The sequence below is a fragment of the Nostocoides sp. genome (assembly GCF_037045025.1).
Taxonomy (GTDB): Bacteria; Actinomycetota; Actinomycetes; order Actinomycetales; family Dermatophilaceae; genus Nostocoides_A.
Map to the genome: position 1 here is coordinate 555,594 of NZ_JBAOHM010000013.1, position 16,606 is coordinate 572,199.

Genomic DNA, 16,606 nt, shown 5'->3' on the forward strand with positions numbered 1-16,606 from the left:
TGCGGGCCTGTTGCCGATCCGGGTGACCGCAGCCGGCGACATCGAGGTGTTCATCGCGCACATGGGCGGGCCGCTGTGGGCGCGCAAGGATGACCGGGCGTGGAGCATTGTCAAGGGCGAATTCGATCCCGCGACGGAGTCCGCCCGCGACGCGGCTCTGCGTGAGTGGGCTGAAGAGACCGGTGCGCCTGTGCCGCAGGGCGGTTGGTTCGACCTCGGGGTCGTGAAGCAGTCGGGAGGCAAGACCGTCCACGCCTTTGCCGTGCTCACCGAGGATGAGCTTTCGATCCACCCGGAGGCCGGCGAACCGGTCACCATGGAATGGCCTCCGCGCTCGGGCCGCACCGTCAGCTTCGCCGAGATTGACCGCGCCGAATGGTGCGCCGTGGACGTGGCCCGGACGCGGCTGGTGGCGGCCCAGGCCGGCTTCCTCGACCGACTTGACGTGGCCAGGTGATGCTGCCACGCCGCTCGAACATCGGTCCGGATGCCGTTCTGGCCGAGCGTGATCCGGGGCTGCGGGACGCCAAGCTCAGTGAACTCGGTGAGGGGTGGGACAATGTCGCCTGCGCGGTGATCCGCGACGAAGGCGAACCGCGGGTGGTGCTGCGGATCAGCAAAATCGTCGACCCCCAGGAACGGTCGCAGGTCGTAGTCCAAGACGTCGCCCTGCTCGACTTCGTCGCCCAGCACGCGTCGTTGGCAACCAACGTGGTCGCCGCCGCGGACCCCGGTAACGGCGTCCTGCTCATGTCGCTCGTTCCCGGAGAAGGCGCTGACCGGCTCGCGCCGCGGGACGAGGCCGCAGCGGCTGCGGCGCTGGGTCGGTTCTTGGGTGGAATTCACCGGGCGGACGCGCCGGCTGGTCTCGTCGCGGCAGCGACCTCGCTCACCACCTGGCCCGCGCAGGCTCAGGCGGAATTCGCCGCATCGGCGACGCTTTTCGCCGATCCTGACCGCCGGGCGATCGAGGCCTTCCTGGCCGAGCGGCCTCCCGAGGGTGCACCGCACAACATCCTGTGTCACAACGATCTCGGTGACGAGCACGTCATCGTTGACACTGCCCGGAGCGACGTCGTCGGCGTCATTGACTGGAGTGATGCCGTGTTGGGCGACCCCGCACGGGACTTCGCTCTGTTGATGTTCGACTTCGGGCCGGCGTTCTGCGAGCGGACGCTCGCAGCATACGACCGGCCGGTGGACTCTGACTTGTGTTCTCGGGCAAGGTGGTTTGGCGCGCGCGCCGGCGTCGTCGGGGTGGCCCACCGTGCGCGGGAGCACGATCCCGGGCTGAGCAGCACGTTGGCACGACTGCGTCGGGTGCTCGCCTATCGGGGATAGCTCGTAGAGCCGCCGGCGGGACTACTCGCGCACGCCCCACCGCTCGTGGAAGCGACGCAACGGCCCGGGAGCCCACCAGTTCGCTTGCCCGAGAACGGACATCGTGGCAGGAACGAGCAGCATACGGACAATGGTCGCGTCCAGGGCGACGGCAACCACGAGGGCGACCCCCATTTCCTTCATCGTCAGCAGCTGCGCCGCGGCAAAACCGGCGAACACGATCATCATCAGCAGCGCGGCCGAGGTGATGATGCGCCCGGAGCGCTGCAGGCCCAAGGTGACCGCTGACTGCGTGTCATGGCCTTGCTCGTGCAACTCGACGATCCGGGAGAGGAGGAAGACCTCGTAGTCCATCGAGAGGCCAAATCCAAAGGCCAACAACAGGACCGGGATCGTGTTCTCAATCGCGCCAACCGGTGAGAAGTCCAGAATGCCCGCGAAATTGCCTTTCTGGAAGATGAACACGACGATCCCGAGCGTGGCACCGAGCGATAGGACGTTCATCACCAGAGCCTTGACCGGGATGACGATCGACCCCGTCATCAAGAAGAGCAGCACGAGCGTGGCCAGAACGACGAAGCCGATCGCCAATGGGGCCCCCTCCCGGACGGTCGCGAGGTAGTCCTCCAGTGCCGAGGCCTGACCGACCGTCCACGCCTCGAACGGCGGCCGGTCGGCGCGCAGCCCGGCGGCGACCTGGCGAGCGGCACGTCCAGTCGGCCCGTCGCTCGTGCTGATCCCGAGGATGACGACCCCGTCGGCCCGCTCGACCGGAGGCAGGACCGAGCCGACTCCGGGCCGGTTGGCCAGCGCGTCCGCAAAGGCGGTCACCTGCTCGACCGGAGCGCGCGTGACGACCGTCAGCTCGGGACCGGCGAGCGCCGGATAGTGCCGGCCGAGGGTCTCGAAGAAGGTGCGCTCGGGGGCACCGCGCGGCAGCATCGCCTCCGCGGACGAGGTCAGGCGCAGGTGCAGCACCGGCAGGGCCAAGAGCACTAGGAGGACGGTGACGACCGTGATCACGACCCACGGGATCCGGTGGACGGCCTGGGCCAGGCGCGAGAAGATCCCGACATCGGCGGCCACCTCGGTTGCTTTGCGCAGCAGGCGGCGGGCGGCGAGCGCGCAGAGCGCGGGGATCAGGGACAGGGCGACGCTCATCGCGAGCAGCACGATCGCTACGCCGGCGGCGCTCACCGCGCGAATGAACGCGATGTCGAAGACCGACAGCCCGAGAAGGGAGATCGCGACCGTGAGGGCGGAGAAGACGACCGTGCGCCCGGCTCGATCCAGCGTCGCTCCCGTGGCGGCGACGATCTGATCGGCAGCCAGGTCGGCGCCCGACGCGGGATGCACGGCGCGCAGTTGTTCCCGGAAGCGGCTGACCACGAGCAAGCCGTAGTCGATGCACAGGCCGAGGCCGAGGACGGTGACCACGTTGACGACGGTCGCGTCGAGGTCGAGCAGATAGGACAGCCCCAGCAAGGTCGCCAGTGCCGCGCCGATGGAGGCGATAGCCCCCAGGAGCGGGATTCCGGCGGCGATGAGGCCGCCGAACACGACGATCATCACGAGAAAACTGACCGGCAGGGCGATGCCCTCGCCTCGCTGGCCGTCCTTCTTGACTTGGTCGATGATGCCGTCGACGAGACCGCGGACCCCGCCGCGCTCGGACCCGGTTGCCCCGGTCGCCGTGACGAGGTCGTCGAAGACGTCGTCCACCTGTTCACGCGCGCGCGTTTGTTGCTCACGGGTCAGATCGGCGTCGAAGGTGACCACCGTGGCGAATCCGGGTTGGGGTCCCCCCTGGGCGAGCATGCTCCAACCGGCCGGTGAGCGTGGACCGCCTCGCACGGCAACGGGATTCGCCGCATCCGCGACGTGCTCGATCCGCCGCAACTCCCGCACGGCGGCCGTTCCGGCGCGGGCGACCGCTCGATCCTCGATGTCGACACCCTGTAACAGCAGGGTGTAGGTCCGAAATCCTCGCGCGCCGGACTCGCCGAGGACCTCCAGCCCGGTCTGGTTTTCGCCGGGCGCGGAGACGTCGCCGCTGTGCACGCGCTCAAAAAGCCCGGGTGTCCCCAACAGGCCCAAGGCAGCGCCGAAGGCGAGCGCGATGGCGACCAGCCACCCACCGACCACGAGCCGCCCGTGCCGCGCGACCCAACAACCCCACCGGTGGAGCCAACGAACCTTCCCCCCAGCCGTCTCCCTCACGACGAGCTGAGGGTCGGGACGCGGGTGATCATCACGGCCTCGATGCTAGACACCCCAGCTGAGGACCGAGTCGCTAGGGTCTAAGGCTATGTCGGAACTGCCCGTGCTCGACCCCGCCGAGCAGCGCGTCCTCGGTGCTCTCCTGGAAAAGCAGGTCACCGTCCCAGCCAGCTATCCGTTGTCGCTCAACGCATTGCAGACGGCGTGCAATCAGGCGACGAGCCGTGAACCGGTGACCGACTATCCGGTCAGGGAGGTCGAGGAGATCGCCCGTCGGCTAAAAGACCGGCGCCTGCTGCGCAGCGTCTGGGCTGGCGGCGGCGCCCGGGTGCTGCGCTTCCATCAACTGCTCGACGAGGTGCTCGATCTCCAGGTGGACGAGAAGGCCCTGATCACCTTGCTCCTCCTGCGCGGCGAGCAGGCGCCGGGAGAGTTGAAAACCCGCTCGGAGCGGCTGCACCCGTTCCGCAGCCGGGAGGAGGTCGAGGAGTGCCTGGCCGGCCTGGCCGCCCGCGAACTCCCGCTGGTGCGGGAGCTGCCCCTGCAGGCGGGCCAGCACGACCGCCGCTGGGTTCATCTGCTCGGCCCGATCCCCGGCGCGCATGCCGAAGTGCCGGACCCGGCGGTCGACCGCGACGCGGTGATAGCCGACGGAGCCGGGGCGCGAGACGCGCGGGTCCGGGCGGCCTACGACGCCGCAGCGGTGGGCTATGCCCGCGCGTATGCCGACGAGTTGCAGGACAAACCCTTCGACCGCTGGCTGCTCGGCCAGATCGCCGACCGCACCGCCGGACCGATCGCCGATGTCGGCTGCGGGCCCGGCCAGACCACAGCCCTGCTGGCCGGCCTGGGCGCCGACGTCACCGGACTGGACCTATCGCCCGGCATCATCGCTCAGGCGCGAGAACTGCACCCGGAGATCGGTTTTGACGTCGGGGACTTCAGCCGTATGCTGCGCCCTCCCCGCGCCCCCGCCTGGGGGGCGATCACCGCCTGGTATGCCTTCGTCCACCTGAGTGGATCAGAACTTGCGCCGGTCATCGCGGGCCTTGCTCGCGTCCTGGCGCCCGGCGGCACACTGGCGTTCTGCGTGCATACCGGCAACGAGGTGCGTCACGCCGCCGAGTTGTGCGGAGCTGACGTCGATGTCGATTTCGTCTTGCACGACCGTGACCAGGTGCTCGCCGCGACCGCCGCCGCGGGACTGAGCGACATCGAGTGGTACTTGCGCTCCCCGCTGCCGGTCGAGGTGGCCACCGAGCGGCTCTACGTTGTCGCGAGTCAGGCGACCGCAAGGCGATAGCCGCGCTTGACGACCGTCTGGATCAGATCGCTGCCGACGGCTTGGCGCAGCCGGGCGATGGCGACTTCGGCGGCGTGCGGGTCGGTGGAGCTGCCAGGCAAGGCGCTGAGCAGCTCGCCGCGAGAGACGACGGCGCCCCGCGCGCCGGCCAGCACCCGCAGGACGGCCAAACCGGTCGGCGAGATCGGTAAAACCCTTCCATCGAGCAGTGCCACGGACGCCTGCACCCGCAACGCGCCCGCCCGAGTGAGGACCGGTGCCCCACTGTCCTCGACGTGGCGCACGAGCGCGCGAATCATCGCGCCCAATCGGCCCCGCTCCGGCACGACGGGTTCGATCCCGTTCTGCCGCAAGGGTGCTGCTGTGACTGGGCCAACGCTGAGGAAGACGCATTTCCCGCTTGCGGAGCGCTCGCGCAGCCCGTCGAGCACCCGGCATTTGGCGGCGGCGCCCAGCCAGGACGCCGCCGCCGGCGCCGAGGTGAAGAGCACGACGTCGATGTCGCCGGTGGCCACATCGCGGACTGACCGGGCAACGGCAGCCGAGTCGGGGGGCGGTCCCCAGCGATAGACGACCAGGGCGGTGACGGCGGCGCCCGCAGCGCTGAGTTGCTCATCGAGGCCGTCGCTGCCGGCCCCGTGATGCTGCACGCCGATCCGCCGCCCGCGGGCGCCTTCGGACAGCAACACCTCCAGCACCTCGGCGCTGGTCTCGGATTCGGCCACCCAGTCCACGTCCAGGCCCGCCTGTTGAACCGCGCCTCGCGCCTTTGGACCGCGGGCGACGATGCGCGCCTGGTCGAGCACGCCGAGCAGCTCCTCGGCAACCCCGGCCGCGTCGGCCGCCTCGAGCCAGCCGCGGAAGCCGATGCCGGTCGTCACGACGACGTCAATCTTCCACCAGCACCTGCTCGAAGCCGGCCACGCCGAGAACTCCCCGGAGCTTGTCCACATCGAGATGGCCTACCGCGACGCATCCTTCCTGGCCCTCGGCACCGGGTTGACGATCTCCCTGCTCGCAGCCGGCATCGTCACCTGGCTGCTGACCCGACGGATCCGCACGCCCCTGTCCAACCTCACCCACGGAGCCCGCGAACTGTCCCGGGGCCACTACTCCACCCGCGTGAGCGACACCGGCTCCGGAACCGAATTGGACACCCTCGCCGACGCGTTCAACCTCATGGCCGAACGCCTCCAAGGGATCGAGGACACCAGACGACGCATGCTCGCCGACCTCGCCCATGAGCTGCGCACCCCCATCACCACACTGACCGCATACCACGACGGTCTGCACGACGGAGTCGTCGCACTCGGCCCCGGCTCCCAAGCTGCCCTCACCGAACAGACCGACCGTCTCGCTCGCCTCGCCGAGGACATCGATGAGGTCTCCACCGCCGAAGAAGGCCGGCTCAGCCTCCTGCCCGAAGCGGTCGCGGTCTCGGACCTGCTGTGGAACGCCGGCGAAGCCGTCCGGGACCGCTACCACGACGCCGGCGTCAACCTCGCCGTCGACACCACCAGCGCCGCAGGACTCACCGTCGACATCGACCGGCAACGCCTCGGGCAGGTCCTCAGCAACCTTCTGACGAATGCCCTGCGCCACACGCCCGCCGGCGGGATCGTCACGGTCTCCGCCCGTCAGGTCGACGACGAGATCGACATCACCGTCACGGACACCGGGGAAGGGATCACGCCCGATCACCTGCCCCACGTCTTCGAACGGTTCTACCGAGGCGACGCCGCCCGAAGCCGCGGCCACTCCGGATCCGGCATCGGCCTGACCATCAGCAAGGCCATCGTCGACGCTCACCACGGAACCATCCGGGCCCTGAGCCAAGGCCCTGGGCAAGGGGCGACCTTCGTGGTCACCCTGCCGCGGCGCCAGACCTGACCCGACGGGGCTCATGGCTCCTTCCGATGGACCGAGGCCGAATCCGGTACGGTCGTAATGATTTACTACCACTGTGAGCCCCGAGTCTTCCACGCATCTGTCCCGCAGCCAGGTACTCGGCTCCCGCATCGCGTACGCGCGTCGGGAGCGGGGCATGACTCAGGAACGCCTGGCAGCCGATGCTGGAGTGGGACTTGAGTCGCTGCGGAAGGTCGAGCAGGGACACGTCGTTCAGCCTGGAGTCTTCCGCATCGCCGACATCGCCAATGCTCTGGGCATGACCATCGATGGGCTGCTGCCGGCACGAGCGAGTCGAGTGACCTCCATCGGATATGAGGGTTACGACATTGGTGGCTTCGTCGAGGGGGTCACAATTGCCGGGATCGATCTTGTGGCCGACGTGCGCCTCACTCCGTTGAGCCGCAAGCAAGGTTTCAGCAAGCGTGGCCTTAGTGAGGCGCTCGGGGAGGTTGGGGTGCGGTACGAGCATCTTCGGCCGCTCGGAAACGCGAAGGAGAACCGGCCACTGTTTGCCGGTTCAGATCTGGAGGTGGGGAGAGAGCGTTATCGCGCGAGCCTGCGGACTCCCGAGGCACGGGCCGCTCTCAAGCAACTGACCTCCTGGCGACAGGATCATCATGTCGCGCTGCTCTGCTTTGAACGGGACGAGGAGAGGTGCCATCGCTCCGTCGTGCTCGAGGAGCTCGCTTAGACGGGGTAGTAGATCCCGAGCACGTGGAACACGTGATGTCGCTTGGCTTGGTTCCCGACGAAGAAGGCGGGAAGCCGGGGTGGTCGAAACATCATGTCCACGAACTTCGCTTTGAGAGCCGCCCGAACCTCAGCGTCAGGTGCGCCGTTGAGACGTCGTTGGAGCGCGACGAACTCCCAGTCGATGATGCTCTGCTCATGACCCCGGCAGAGTGCTTCAAAGCACTTCCAGCGGTACCGGCCCTCAAATCGAGGAGCCTCGAGCGCGCTCTTGTCCGCGCTGTCGAAGAGATCGAGTTGATTGACGTAGGCGTCGATCTTGGCTTGCTCGTTTTGCGACCAGCCTGGGTGCTCAGTGACCCGGAGGTCGATGAGTTCTCGCACTGGCACGAGCCCGAGCGACGAGGCGACCGCTTCGGCTTGGTTCTCGCGGTTCAGGGAGCACATCGTGTCTGATGCCGTTGGGTCCAACAGGGCTCGGCGTCGCTTCCACGGGTCGAGATGGTCGATGACCTTCATCGTGGACATGTCCGGTCGCCAGGACTCGACTCGGGTGTCGCCGGAGGCAGGAGTAGCCCGAACGCGGAGGATGTCGTACTTCTTGAACTGCTGATCCTGTTCGAGGAACCGGAAGTTGATGGGGTATAGCCGGATCCATCGCGACTGGGTGCGGCTCCCCGAGAGTCCCAGGCCTGCGACGCACACAGTCTCGCCCGACTTGGCCGACGGGTTGGGAGCGGCCTTCACGGTGACAAGGACCTCTAGTTCGTCCGCTTGCGTGGGCTTCGCCAACGTGGCGGTCAGGCCCACCGAATAGTGCATCCTTGGCTGGTCATTGTCAGCCCTTCTCGTGGTCGAGGCGGGCGAGCATGTAGTCGGCGACTGTGGCCGCCTCTCGAACGACAAGCATCGCGAGGTCTTCGGTCACGCCGCTAGGGCAGGGTGCGGCCGTGGCCGGTGCCCTGGAGGTTGCGGAGTCGCGTTGACCTGGTCGGCGATGTTCCACGTCGACTGGTGAATCGCGCGGATCGCGTCGGCGCCTTGCAGGTTCGGGTCGACCTGCTGCGGGAGGAGGTTGAGTCGTTCGCGCGCGAGGTGCCAGAGGTGGTTGTAGTCCATCTTGTCGTTGACCGGGCATGCCGCGTCTCTTCGAGGACGAACTTGGACACCGACTCCAACAGTTCCTTGGCAGTGCCGATGAGCAGCGCAGGGTCGGTGGTCGAGCGCCGCAGGCGCTCGACCTGCTCCTCGAGGGCCGGCGCGGCCGCCGGTGTCGAGGTCGACGTGGCCGAACGGTTGGAGGTGTCCGTCCTCCGGTGAGGTACCACCCTGCCGAGCCGAGGGCACGCTTCAGCCTGACGACGTCCTCTCCTGCGGCATCGCCGCCGACCAGGCCGGCGGTTCGGAGCAGGCTGATAGCAGTTCTTCGACAAGGTCTCGTGCTCGGGCGGGATGCCGCTTGCGCCTGCGCTCAATGCCCTGCAGGACCCGCTGTCTCCTTGTTCGGGCCCTTGCACGTCGGGGTCATACGTGTAGTCGTCGCCGTATCCGGTTCCGGTTAGGACTCGGCTCACGACGGTGTGGCTCGGTCCGGCACCGCCGTGGAAGAACATGGCTATGGCTGCGCTGATGTCGTTGGTCAGCGGGACGGAGGCTCGGGGGCTCACGTGTGGTCCTCCTCGTAGCGATTGGTGGGCATCGGTACGGCCGCGGACAGGGTCCGGACCTGCGCGCTGGTTAGTGAGCTAGCGAACCTTCGGGCTCTGGCGGCGGTCGTCCTGGCGGGCGAGGCGTTCGGGTGCCCGCCGGCGGCGTTCACCCAGAGCCACCAAACAGCGTTGGCGTGAGAGGCGCGGCGGGTGCCGGCGCGGTGCGTCCTGGCCCACTGGATGAACCAGCGGGTAGCTCGGGCGAGATGACGGACGCGGTCCTCTAGGTCGCGGAAGTCGACCCCAAGTTCCCGAGCTGCGGCGCCGAGCGCCTTGACGACGTCGTGGGGTGCGCCGGTGAGGGAAGCAGAACTGGCTCGGGCGGTGCGTTCGCCGAGTTCAGGCTGGAGGCCGAGTTCTCGCGCCGCGTCGGCCCACGAGTGGATGTGCGGGTGGGTTCGGGCGAGGCAGAGGGACGCGAAGAGGCCAACGGTCGCTGGGCGGGCGTTGAAGAGCCCAGCGAGATATTCGTCGACGAGGCGCGCGGGGAGGACTTGCGGGATCTGCCGGGTCGAGGCGGTGAGCGGTGGTGACTGGTCGAGGAGATGTGACAGGCGACGTCGCGGTGAGTGGGCGGCCATGACGAGTCGTGTGAGGGTCGGTGTCATGCGGGTGTGGTCGGCCAGCCATCCGAGCCGGCCTTCGGGGACCTCGGGCATGTGCTGGAGCCAGCACCTGAATCGGGCCGCAGCCGTGTCGATGTCCTCGGCGGCGAGGATGTGGTCTGCGGCAGTGAGGGCGCGTGACCGGAGCACGGGGTCCTGGGGTGGGCGAATGTTCCAGCGCCGGACACCGGCCGTGCTAGCTGCTGCAATGTCGCGTGCCCAGGAGGGGAGGTGGCTGGGCGTTCGGGTCGCTGCGGCGAGGTGCAGCAAGAGCGCGGTCAAGGACCTGAGAGTGGTGGTGAACTCGGACGCGACGAGCTCGCCCGCGAAGGTGCCCACCGTCCCGCCGGCATCGGCGGCGTCCTGACGCGTTTGCCGTCGGACGCAGTCATCATCGGCCGGCTCGACGGTGAGGGTGGCGAGGTCGACACGACATTGCTTGCGTGGGCCTTGGCCGAGAGGGTTGCCGCACAACGTCTGGGGACCAACGACGCGCAGGGGTGAATGGCGCTGGTCACGGAAGGGGCGCTGGCAGCCGGGGCACGTGGCGAGCAGGTATGTGCCGTGGGCGCCGCATACGGTCGTGGTGGGCAACCGCCAGGTGATCCGCCAGATCCCATCGTCGACCAGGCACTTCGGGCAGATCTGGGTGCCGTGGCCGGGGATCCAGCCTCGGGCGGAGATGGTGCGGAAGCTGGACTGGTGGGCGGGGTCGAGCCCGTGCAGGTCGAGGCTCGTTCCGTCGTATGCCGCGAGGGTCGCGTTCTGCAGGGCGGCGGTGTTGGCTCCGGTGAGCTGGCCGATGCGCTCGAGGGTGGCCGGCGTGGGGGCGAGCATGAGGTACGCGGTGGTGGTGTCGTGCCCGGCCCGCACGATCTCGATCAGGCGGGCCGTGGTGAGGTAGTTGGCGTCCGCCACGCGTTCGAGATAGGCATCGAGGGCCTCGCCAGCGGCGAGGTCAACGAGAGTAGGCAGGCAGGCATCGGCGTGGTCAGCCCGCATCTCGACTCTCCTCGGTTGCACCGGCTGGCGAGGCGGATGCCTCGGCCGTCACCAGGTCGCTGATGCTGCTGAGTCGGTTGTGCCACCAAGTGCGCAGGCCGAGTTTGGATTCCGGGTCGAGGGTGGAGTCGAAGGTCACGATGTCGGCGTTTGCTCGGGTGGGGTGGGGTCCGCCGGCGGGGCGGCCTGCGGTGGCGTCGAGCCACACCCAGGCGGCCGCGACCTCGCGATCAATGGGTGTGCCGCTGGTTCGCGGGACATCTCGGACGGCGCTGACCGGGAGGCGTCGTATGCCGCAAAGTTCTGCACGGGCATGAGCGCGGTCAAGCAGACCGGCCGAGTGCAGTAGCTCAGCGTGCACCGCGAGTCGGCGGAGCGCATAGGTGTCGTCGAGCAGGCGTGCCGCGACTCGTTGGACGCGGGGGGATGAGCCGGCTGCGTGGAGGGTGGCGGCTCCGGCGATCGTCATGGGGGTGCCGTGGGCTTCACTGGCTAGGGCGGTCAGGGCGAGGGCTTCGGCGGTTCGGTGGGTGCGTTGGTATTCAGGGAGGACGATCGGGTCGGCGGGCAGGCGCAGGATGGTCGGTACGTTGCGTGCGTGAATGCCGAGGGTCCGCAGGACGTCAAGAAGGCCGTCGCGCGCCTCGAGGTGGTCGCGCCAGTTCGGCATCTCTTGGGGGACGGGATCCCACGGGTCAGCCATGATGGCAATGTCATCGAGCATCGCCTCGGCGGTGGCTCGATCTGTCGATGCGTCCCAGGTGAGAGCGAGCAGGGTGGCAGTGACCGACGGCGGACGAGCGATCGTGTATCGGCCGGGGATGACGTTGCGGTCCACCCAACGCACCACGCGAGTTCTCCACTGCTGTGTTTCCCCGTCGAACAGCGGCGGCCAGTTCTGCCAGAGGGCGAGCTCCACCTCGGCCATGAGCGACTCCAGGCGTCGGAGCCGATCTCGGGCAGAGCGGTGGTAGGTCGCACCGAGGGTGGTCATCACTTCTCGGTGAACGTGCCGGATTCGGGTAGGCACTTGGGGTGGGGTGGGGTCGAGCCCATCGATCAAGAGGTCCCCGCAGTTGGGGCAGAGGACGATCAGGTTGAGTCGCGCCGCCACCGTGTCAATGCAGCCGCGGGGGCACGAGGCGGGTTGGCCGGTATACCGGCGCCCGGTCCGGGCCCGTCCGAACGCCATCTCCGGGTACGCGCCCCGCAGCGTCGCAGCCTGCAGGCGTTTCTGGCTGACCCCGGTGATCGACTCGAGCCGGGCGAGCAACGAGGCGCCCGGCTCTTCCCAGACTCGGGCGGTGCGTCGGTGGCCGGTCAACAGGGGAAAGTCGAGGTAGTTGGCGTCGGCGACTCGTTGCAGGAAGGCGGCGATGTCTTCGCCGGATTGGATGTCAAGCGCGACGGGGAGTTGGTATGCCTCGTTCATCCGGTGACCTTCCCGGGCTGGGTGACGCTGACCGTGGGGTGAAGCTGGGTCGGCTTCGTGGCGGCCTTGTCTGCCTTCTTGGCGAGTTCGTCGACGGTCAGTTTCGACGCGGGAACGGCCAGCACATGTCTCTCGGTGACCGCCCAAGTGCCGTCCTCGATGGCCGCGACAGTGGCCCGTCGTAGGAGGTTGACGATGGCCTGCATTCGCCCGTGGGTGCGTTCCAGGATCAAGCCGGGCAGGTCGTTGTGGAGCATGCCTGGCCCAGCGCACGGCAGGAACGGGGAGATCACGTCGCCGGACTCTTTGAGGAACCGCTGCCACGCCAGCGCCTGATCGCGAGTGTCGGAGCCGTACGGGGCGACAGTGATCTCGTAGGCGCGCCCAGTGATCTGGGGGTCGCTCATCACGTCGTGGTCGTGCAGGTTGGCACCCGAGAAGATCACGGTGATGCCGTACTCCCCCAGCGCGGTCACGATCGCCTTGAGGTGGTCCAAGGCATAGCGACCGAGGCGTTCGGTCAAGATCAGCTGGTGTAGGTCGTCGATGACCAGCAGCCGCACGCCATGCTCGAGAACTAGGTCGAGAGTGGAAACCTTCTTCGCGGTGCTCTTGTCCATGTCGAAGGCCTCGACCACCAGTTCGTTGAACCGGGTGACGGTGGTCGCAGCTTCCAAAGATAGGAACAGCACCGGAGCGTGGGTGGGATAGATCTCTTGGTCGCGGCCCCCGAAACGGCGGCTCGTGGTTCGACGCGCCATACGTTCGGGGTCACCGTTGGGGCCGACGTGGTGACGGTGGACGGCATACGACAGCTGGTAGAGGAGCGTGGACTTGCCGAGGACGTTGAGTCCGGTCAGGAGTGCGACCTCCCGGGTGCCGGTCAGTGTCTCGGCGTTATCTTCGATCAGGTCGTTCAGAATCTGCCGGATCCGACGGTCGCGCTCGGAGTCGAAGTAGTGGCCGTTCAGGTAGCGGCGGACCGCACGTGCATAGTCACGACGCTTGGTCTCGGACAGGTCTGCAGCCGCAGCCCGAGTCAATGTCGGGGGCGGGACCAACCGGGATGCATATGCCTGAGCGTGCAGGCGGGACGCCTTCACGGCTCCCCCTCCTGTGACTCCAGAGTCGGCCATGCCGTTTGTCTCGGGTCGAAGGCCGGCGGAGTGCCCGACCTGCTCGCATCCGCGCGGGATCCCTTGCGTGTGGCACCACGCCCGATCCGTCGGGTGCCACGGGCGCCGGCATCGGCTGCCTCTTGATGGTCAAACTGGGATCGTGATTCGCGCAGGTGGGCAGCGGCGACCTTGTTGGGTTTCCAGTCGACCAGGTCCGGGTTGGCCCGGATGCGGTCGACTGAGGCGATGTCGTTGACGGTCTCGAGGATTTCCCGCTGAACGCTGTCCTTGTTGATGGTGTTGTTCGTGCCGCCTCGGCGTATCACGGCCTTGGTGGCGGCTGCGAGGACTAGGTCGGTCATCGGTGCCTGCAGCTGGAAGGCTCGTCGCCATGGCACTTCGACCACGGCGCCTGTGTCGGGTCGGCGGAACCACAGCCGCGAGAGGTCCCGCGGGTCCATGAAGAAGGGGGCGGCCCGGTCCTTGTCGCGGAAGAAGCCCTTGGAGACGGTGCGGAAGTCGTCCAGTTCGGCGCAGTCGAACGTGAGGTCTTTGTACTCGACGCCGTCGTGGCGGATAGTCAGCCACAGCTGTGGCAGCAGGTCATAGAGAAGGTCTGGACGCTGGAGGACGTGCAGTCGGCCGACCGCCGCCAGGAGCGAGTCGAACACCTCGAGGGGGGTCATCCCCACGGCCGGTGAGCGGTCTTCCAAGGTGCGGTCGACGACCGCAATACCGCCGTGGCGGGTGCGGTGGTAGTCGGTGCTGATGAACTCTCGCAGCCGTAGTTCGAGCTCGCGCGGAGTCAGGCCGGGCCCGTCGCCCTTGAAGACGGCGCGACCCTTCTTGTCGACGACGATCTTGCCGGCGTCGCTCCCACGTTGGGACACATTGCGGCCCTTATGGCCGGACAGTTGCAGCAAACAACGCTGCAGCGTCTCGTGCCAGCGCTCCACAAACGCGTTGTCGGTGGGCTTCTTTCCCCGGGAGAGCAGCAGGTGGATCCCCAAGAGTGTTGCACACTTCACGGAAGAAACGGCCCGTGAAGATGCTGCCCTTGTCGGCGCGGATCGCATCCGGGAGCAGACCTGGGTATTGCGTGCTCGCCCAGGAGGGGGCGGCCGGATAGGCGCTCGGCCTCAGCGACGGCATCATCGATCGCGCCGATAGTCTCGGGTACCCCGGCCCAACGCCAGTCGTGGACCTGGCCGGGTTCAACGACCTGGCTGAACGGGCGCAGCACGTCATAGAGGATCAAGCCGGCCTCGATCGAGTTAGCGCTGCGAGGCACGACCCGTAGCGCCAGGACGACCCGCGTACACACATCCAGGGCGGTGATGATCTCGACCGAGATGGGCTTACCTGTCCACGGGTCGACGCAGAACGTGTCGCTGCGGGTCACGTCGATCGCGACGACTTGGCCCGGTCGAAGGGCCGGGTAGGCGGTCAAGGCCAGGACACCGCGCAGCTTCTTCGTCGTGTGGGAACGAGTTGTGCGTCCCGCGGCCTGAGCAGCCTGCGTCAGGTATGTCCGCAGGGTCGACTCCGGAGGGTCGAGCGAGTCCAAACCCTCGGCTTTGAGCGCCAACAGGGTGCGGCGGAGAAGTTCATCGATCGAACGAACCGGCTTGGGTTCCATCGATGCGAGCGGCGATGTCGTCGGCGACGCGTCGGACCTCAGGATCGAGAGCTACCGAAGGCGGAATGCCGGCGAACACGACGTTTGTCCACCAAGGCCAGGAGCCCGCCGTTGATCGGCCGGTCGAAGTCGGACAGCCAGTTCATCAGCTGACGCTGCGAGACCGCGCCAACCCTCGCTCGAGGTGTGGCTTTGCCCGCCTCCATGTTGCGTTGACGACGCCGATCGAGCAGAGCCTCCCGGGCGAGGATCTTGGCCATCGCCTCGCACTTCTTGCTGTCCGAGACACGCCGGTCCGGGTTGAACAGCGAGTACGGCTCCCCAGGTCGGGCGAGAGCGGGGTGCCCCCGGGCGAAGCCAGTACGCATGGTCAGGACGACTTCCAGCTTGTCCAGCGACTCTTGGAGAGCGTCGTCGCTCAGCCCGGACAGGACGGCCATCAGTGACTCAGCCACCGCGTCCACCCGCCCGTCGACAATGGCGCGTGCCGGTTGGACATCGGTCCACGACACCTCGTGGACCCCGCCGGTGACATCGCGGACCGTGTACCCAAACGGGCCGACCGCGACCACGACACGAGGACCCTCCGGGAAGAGGATGCTGGCGCCCTCGTACAGCGTCACTCGGGCGTTCACGACAGCACCGCGTTGTGTTGCCCAACGCCAGTCGCGAGCGCCTGATCCCACGGGACGTTGAGGTCCATCTCGATCTCGCCGGACCAGACCAAGTGCCACATCGCTGACGTCAGGAACCCGCGATCGTCGTCGGCGGCGATGACATCGCCAACGCTGCGGCCACCGTCGGCCAGGACACCCTGCAGGATCGCCTTCGCAGGCATGAGCCACTCCGGGGCTCGGCGCGCCGACGCGATCCAGCGCAGGTTCAACGACGCCACCGGGCTCGAGACCACCGAACAACTCGTAGCGCCACCCGACCTTCTCGCAGGCCGCCCGAGTGCGCGTCGACATGACCATGAACGTGTCATCGCGCTCTTCAGGAGCTCGGACGTCCCAGATCGTCACCGAACCATCCCAGTGAGCGCTCAGCACGTCGGGGAAGTGCTTCGTTCCGTCCTCCCAGCGCAACAACACGGGTTGACCGACCAGCCACGTCACCTCAGGCTGACGGTCCAGCCACGTCGCCAGCTCGTGCTCGAAGACCCGACTCAGGAACAGCCAGCCACCCGTCGTCGTCGACATCGCCTGCACAGGGATGTTCCTCGACAGCCGGCCGGACTTCGTCTCGCGCACCGGCTGCAAGCTGCGCGGATCGGGCGGCCCGTCGACCCATGACCACTCGGATCGCGAACCCCCAGCACACCGAAACGACCACGTCGCTTCACCCACTTGGGCACCGACGGGCCGTAGCCCTACACTGGGCATGACGACACCTCCTGTCTCCTCACCCGGATCAGGTACTTGTCTTACGAGGGCGCTCCGCTGGAACGGGGCGCCCTCGACGTTTGTCTAGTGCGTTGAGCGTAGACCTTCCCCCCTCGCGCCTCCTAGCGCAGAAATCACGATCTGACAAGAAGACACGCCGTAAACCCTCCTATGAAACATAGGTGACCGGTTTATGAAAAGTAGGCCCCATCTCGACAGCGCCAACGCGCCCAACATTGGCGTGCACACGAACG

General features: G+C 67.5%; 16 protein-coding genes. 5 read left to right on the forward strand and 11 right to left on the reverse strand.

The genetic code is table 11. From position 1 onward, the window contains the following. Positions 1-10 precede the first annotated feature (10 nt). Both V9G19_RS18460 and V9G19_RS18465 read left to right on the forward strand, forming a co-directional pair. A complete protein-coding gene (locus V9G19_RS18460) occupies positions 11-457 on the forward strand; it encodes an NUDIX domain-containing protein (protein WP_462286870.1) in 447 nt (148 codons plus the stop codon). Continuing rightward, the gene (locus V9G19_RS18465) at positions 457-1,341 is read left to right on the forward strand and encodes an aminoglycoside phosphotransferase family protein (protein WP_462286920.1); all 885 of its coding nucleotides are present in this window, start codon (positions 457-459) and stop codon (positions 1,339-1,341) included. The genes V9G19_RS18460 and V9G19_RS18465 overlap by 1 nt, the downstream gene beginning before the upstream one ends. Positions 1,342-1,362: 21 nt before the next feature. Here the strand turns inward: V9G19_RS18465 and V9G19_RS18470 are convergent, their stop codons facing one another. Continuing rightward, positions 1,363-3,486: an MMPL family transporter gene (locus V9G19_RS18470; RefSeq protein WP_462286871.1), complete on the reverse strand. Its 2,124-nt coding sequence runs from the start codon at positions 3,484-3,486 to the stop codon at positions 1,363-1,365. Between the two features lie 163 nt (positions 3,487-3,649). Here V9G19_RS18470 and V9G19_RS18475 point away from each other — a divergent pair, with 163 nt between their 5' ends. Next, complete coding sequence (locus V9G19_RS18475) at positions 3,650-4,864, forward strand: DUF480 domain-containing protein (RefSeq protein WP_462286872.1); 1,215 nt, start codon at positions 3,650-3,652, stop codon at positions 4,862-4,864. Here the strand turns inward: V9G19_RS18475 and V9G19_RS18480 are convergent. Next, the gene (locus V9G19_RS18480; RefSeq protein WP_462286873.1) at positions 4,843-5,745 is read right to left on the reverse strand and encodes a uroporphyrinogen-III synthase; all 903 of its coding nucleotides are present in this window, start codon (positions 5,743-5,745) and stop codon (positions 4,843-4,845) included. The genes V9G19_RS18475 and V9G19_RS18480 overlap by 22 nt on opposite strands. Between V9G19_RS18480 and V9G19_RS18485 the strand changes: the two genes are divergently transcribed. Together V9G19_RS18485 and V9G19_RS18490 are read left to right on the forward strand one after the other, a co-directional pair. Beyond that, positions 5,732-6,754: a sensor histidine kinase gene (locus V9G19_RS18485; protein WP_462286874.1), complete on the forward strand. Its 1,023-nt coding sequence runs from the start codon at positions 5,732-5,734 to the stop codon at positions 6,752-6,754. The genes V9G19_RS18480 and V9G19_RS18485 overlap by 14 nt on opposite strands. Before the next feature lie 73 nt (positions 6,755-6,827). After that, positions 6,828-7,466 (forward strand): DUF488 family protein, N3 subclade, encoded by a 639-nt coding sequence (locus V9G19_RS18490; protein WP_462286875.1) that lies wholly within the window; start codon positions 6,828-6,830, stop codon positions 7,464-7,466. Here V9G19_RS18490 and V9G19_RS18495 read toward each other — a convergent pair. From V9G19_RS18495 to V9G19_RS18535, 9 genes are all read right to left on the reverse strand, one after another. Further along, a complete protein-coding gene (locus V9G19_RS18495; RefSeq protein WP_462286876.1) occupies positions 7,463-8,287 on the reverse strand; it encodes a hypothetical protein in 825 nt (274 codons plus the stop codon). The two genes, V9G19_RS18490 and V9G19_RS18495, sit on opposite strands and share 4 nt — an antisense overlap. A gap of 102 nt (positions 8,288-8,389) precedes the next feature. Continuing rightward, positions 8,390-8,584, reverse strand: a complete 195-nt coding sequence (locus V9G19_RS18500) for a hypothetical protein (RefSeq protein WP_462286877.1) — start codon at positions 8,582-8,584, stop codon at positions 8,390-8,392. Between the two features lie 544 nt (positions 8,585-9,128). Continuing rightward, positions 9,129-10,781, reverse strand: coding sequence for a TniQ family protein (locus V9G19_RS18505; RefSeq protein WP_462286878.1), 1,653 nt, complete (start codon positions 10,779-10,781; stop codon positions 9,129-9,131). Next, complete coding sequence (locus V9G19_RS18510; RefSeq protein WP_462286879.1) at positions 10,771-12,213, reverse strand: hypothetical protein; 1,443 nt, start codon at positions 12,211-12,213, stop codon at positions 10,771-10,773. Before V9G19_RS18510 ends, V9G19_RS18505 begins: the two co-directional genes overlap by 11 nt. Further along, positions 12,210-13,316, reverse strand: coding sequence for a TniB family NTP-binding protein (locus tag V9G19_RS18515; RefSeq protein ID WP_462286880.1), 1,107 nt, complete (start codon positions 13,314-13,316; stop codon positions 12,210-12,212). Before V9G19_RS18515 ends, V9G19_RS18510 begins: the two co-directional genes overlap by 4 nt. Continuing rightward, positions 13,313-14,359: a hypothetical protein gene (locus V9G19_RS18520; RefSeq protein ID WP_462286881.1), complete on the reverse strand. Its 1,047-nt coding sequence runs from the start codon at positions 14,357-14,359 to the stop codon at positions 13,313-13,315. The genes V9G19_RS18515 and V9G19_RS18520 overlap by 4 nt, the downstream gene beginning before the upstream one ends. After that, positions 14,356-14,970, reverse strand: coding sequence for a hypothetical protein (locus V9G19_RS18525; RefSeq protein ID WP_462286882.1), 615 nt, complete (start codon positions 14,968-14,970; stop codon positions 14,356-14,358). Before V9G19_RS18525 ends, V9G19_RS18520 begins: the two co-directional genes overlap by 4 nt. 38 nt (positions 14,971-15,008) lie before the next feature. Then, positions 15,009-15,593, reverse strand: a complete 585-nt coding sequence (locus tag V9G19_RS18530; RefSeq protein ID WP_462286883.1) for a hypothetical protein — start codon at positions 15,591-15,593, stop codon at positions 15,009-15,011. Between the two features lie 8 nt (positions 15,594-15,601). After that, positions 15,602-15,808 (reverse strand): hypothetical protein, encoded by a 207-nt coding sequence (locus V9G19_RS18535; RefSeq protein ID WP_462286884.1) that lies wholly within the window; start codon positions 15,806-15,808, stop codon positions 15,602-15,604. Positions 15,809-16,606 lie beyond the last annotated feature (798 nt).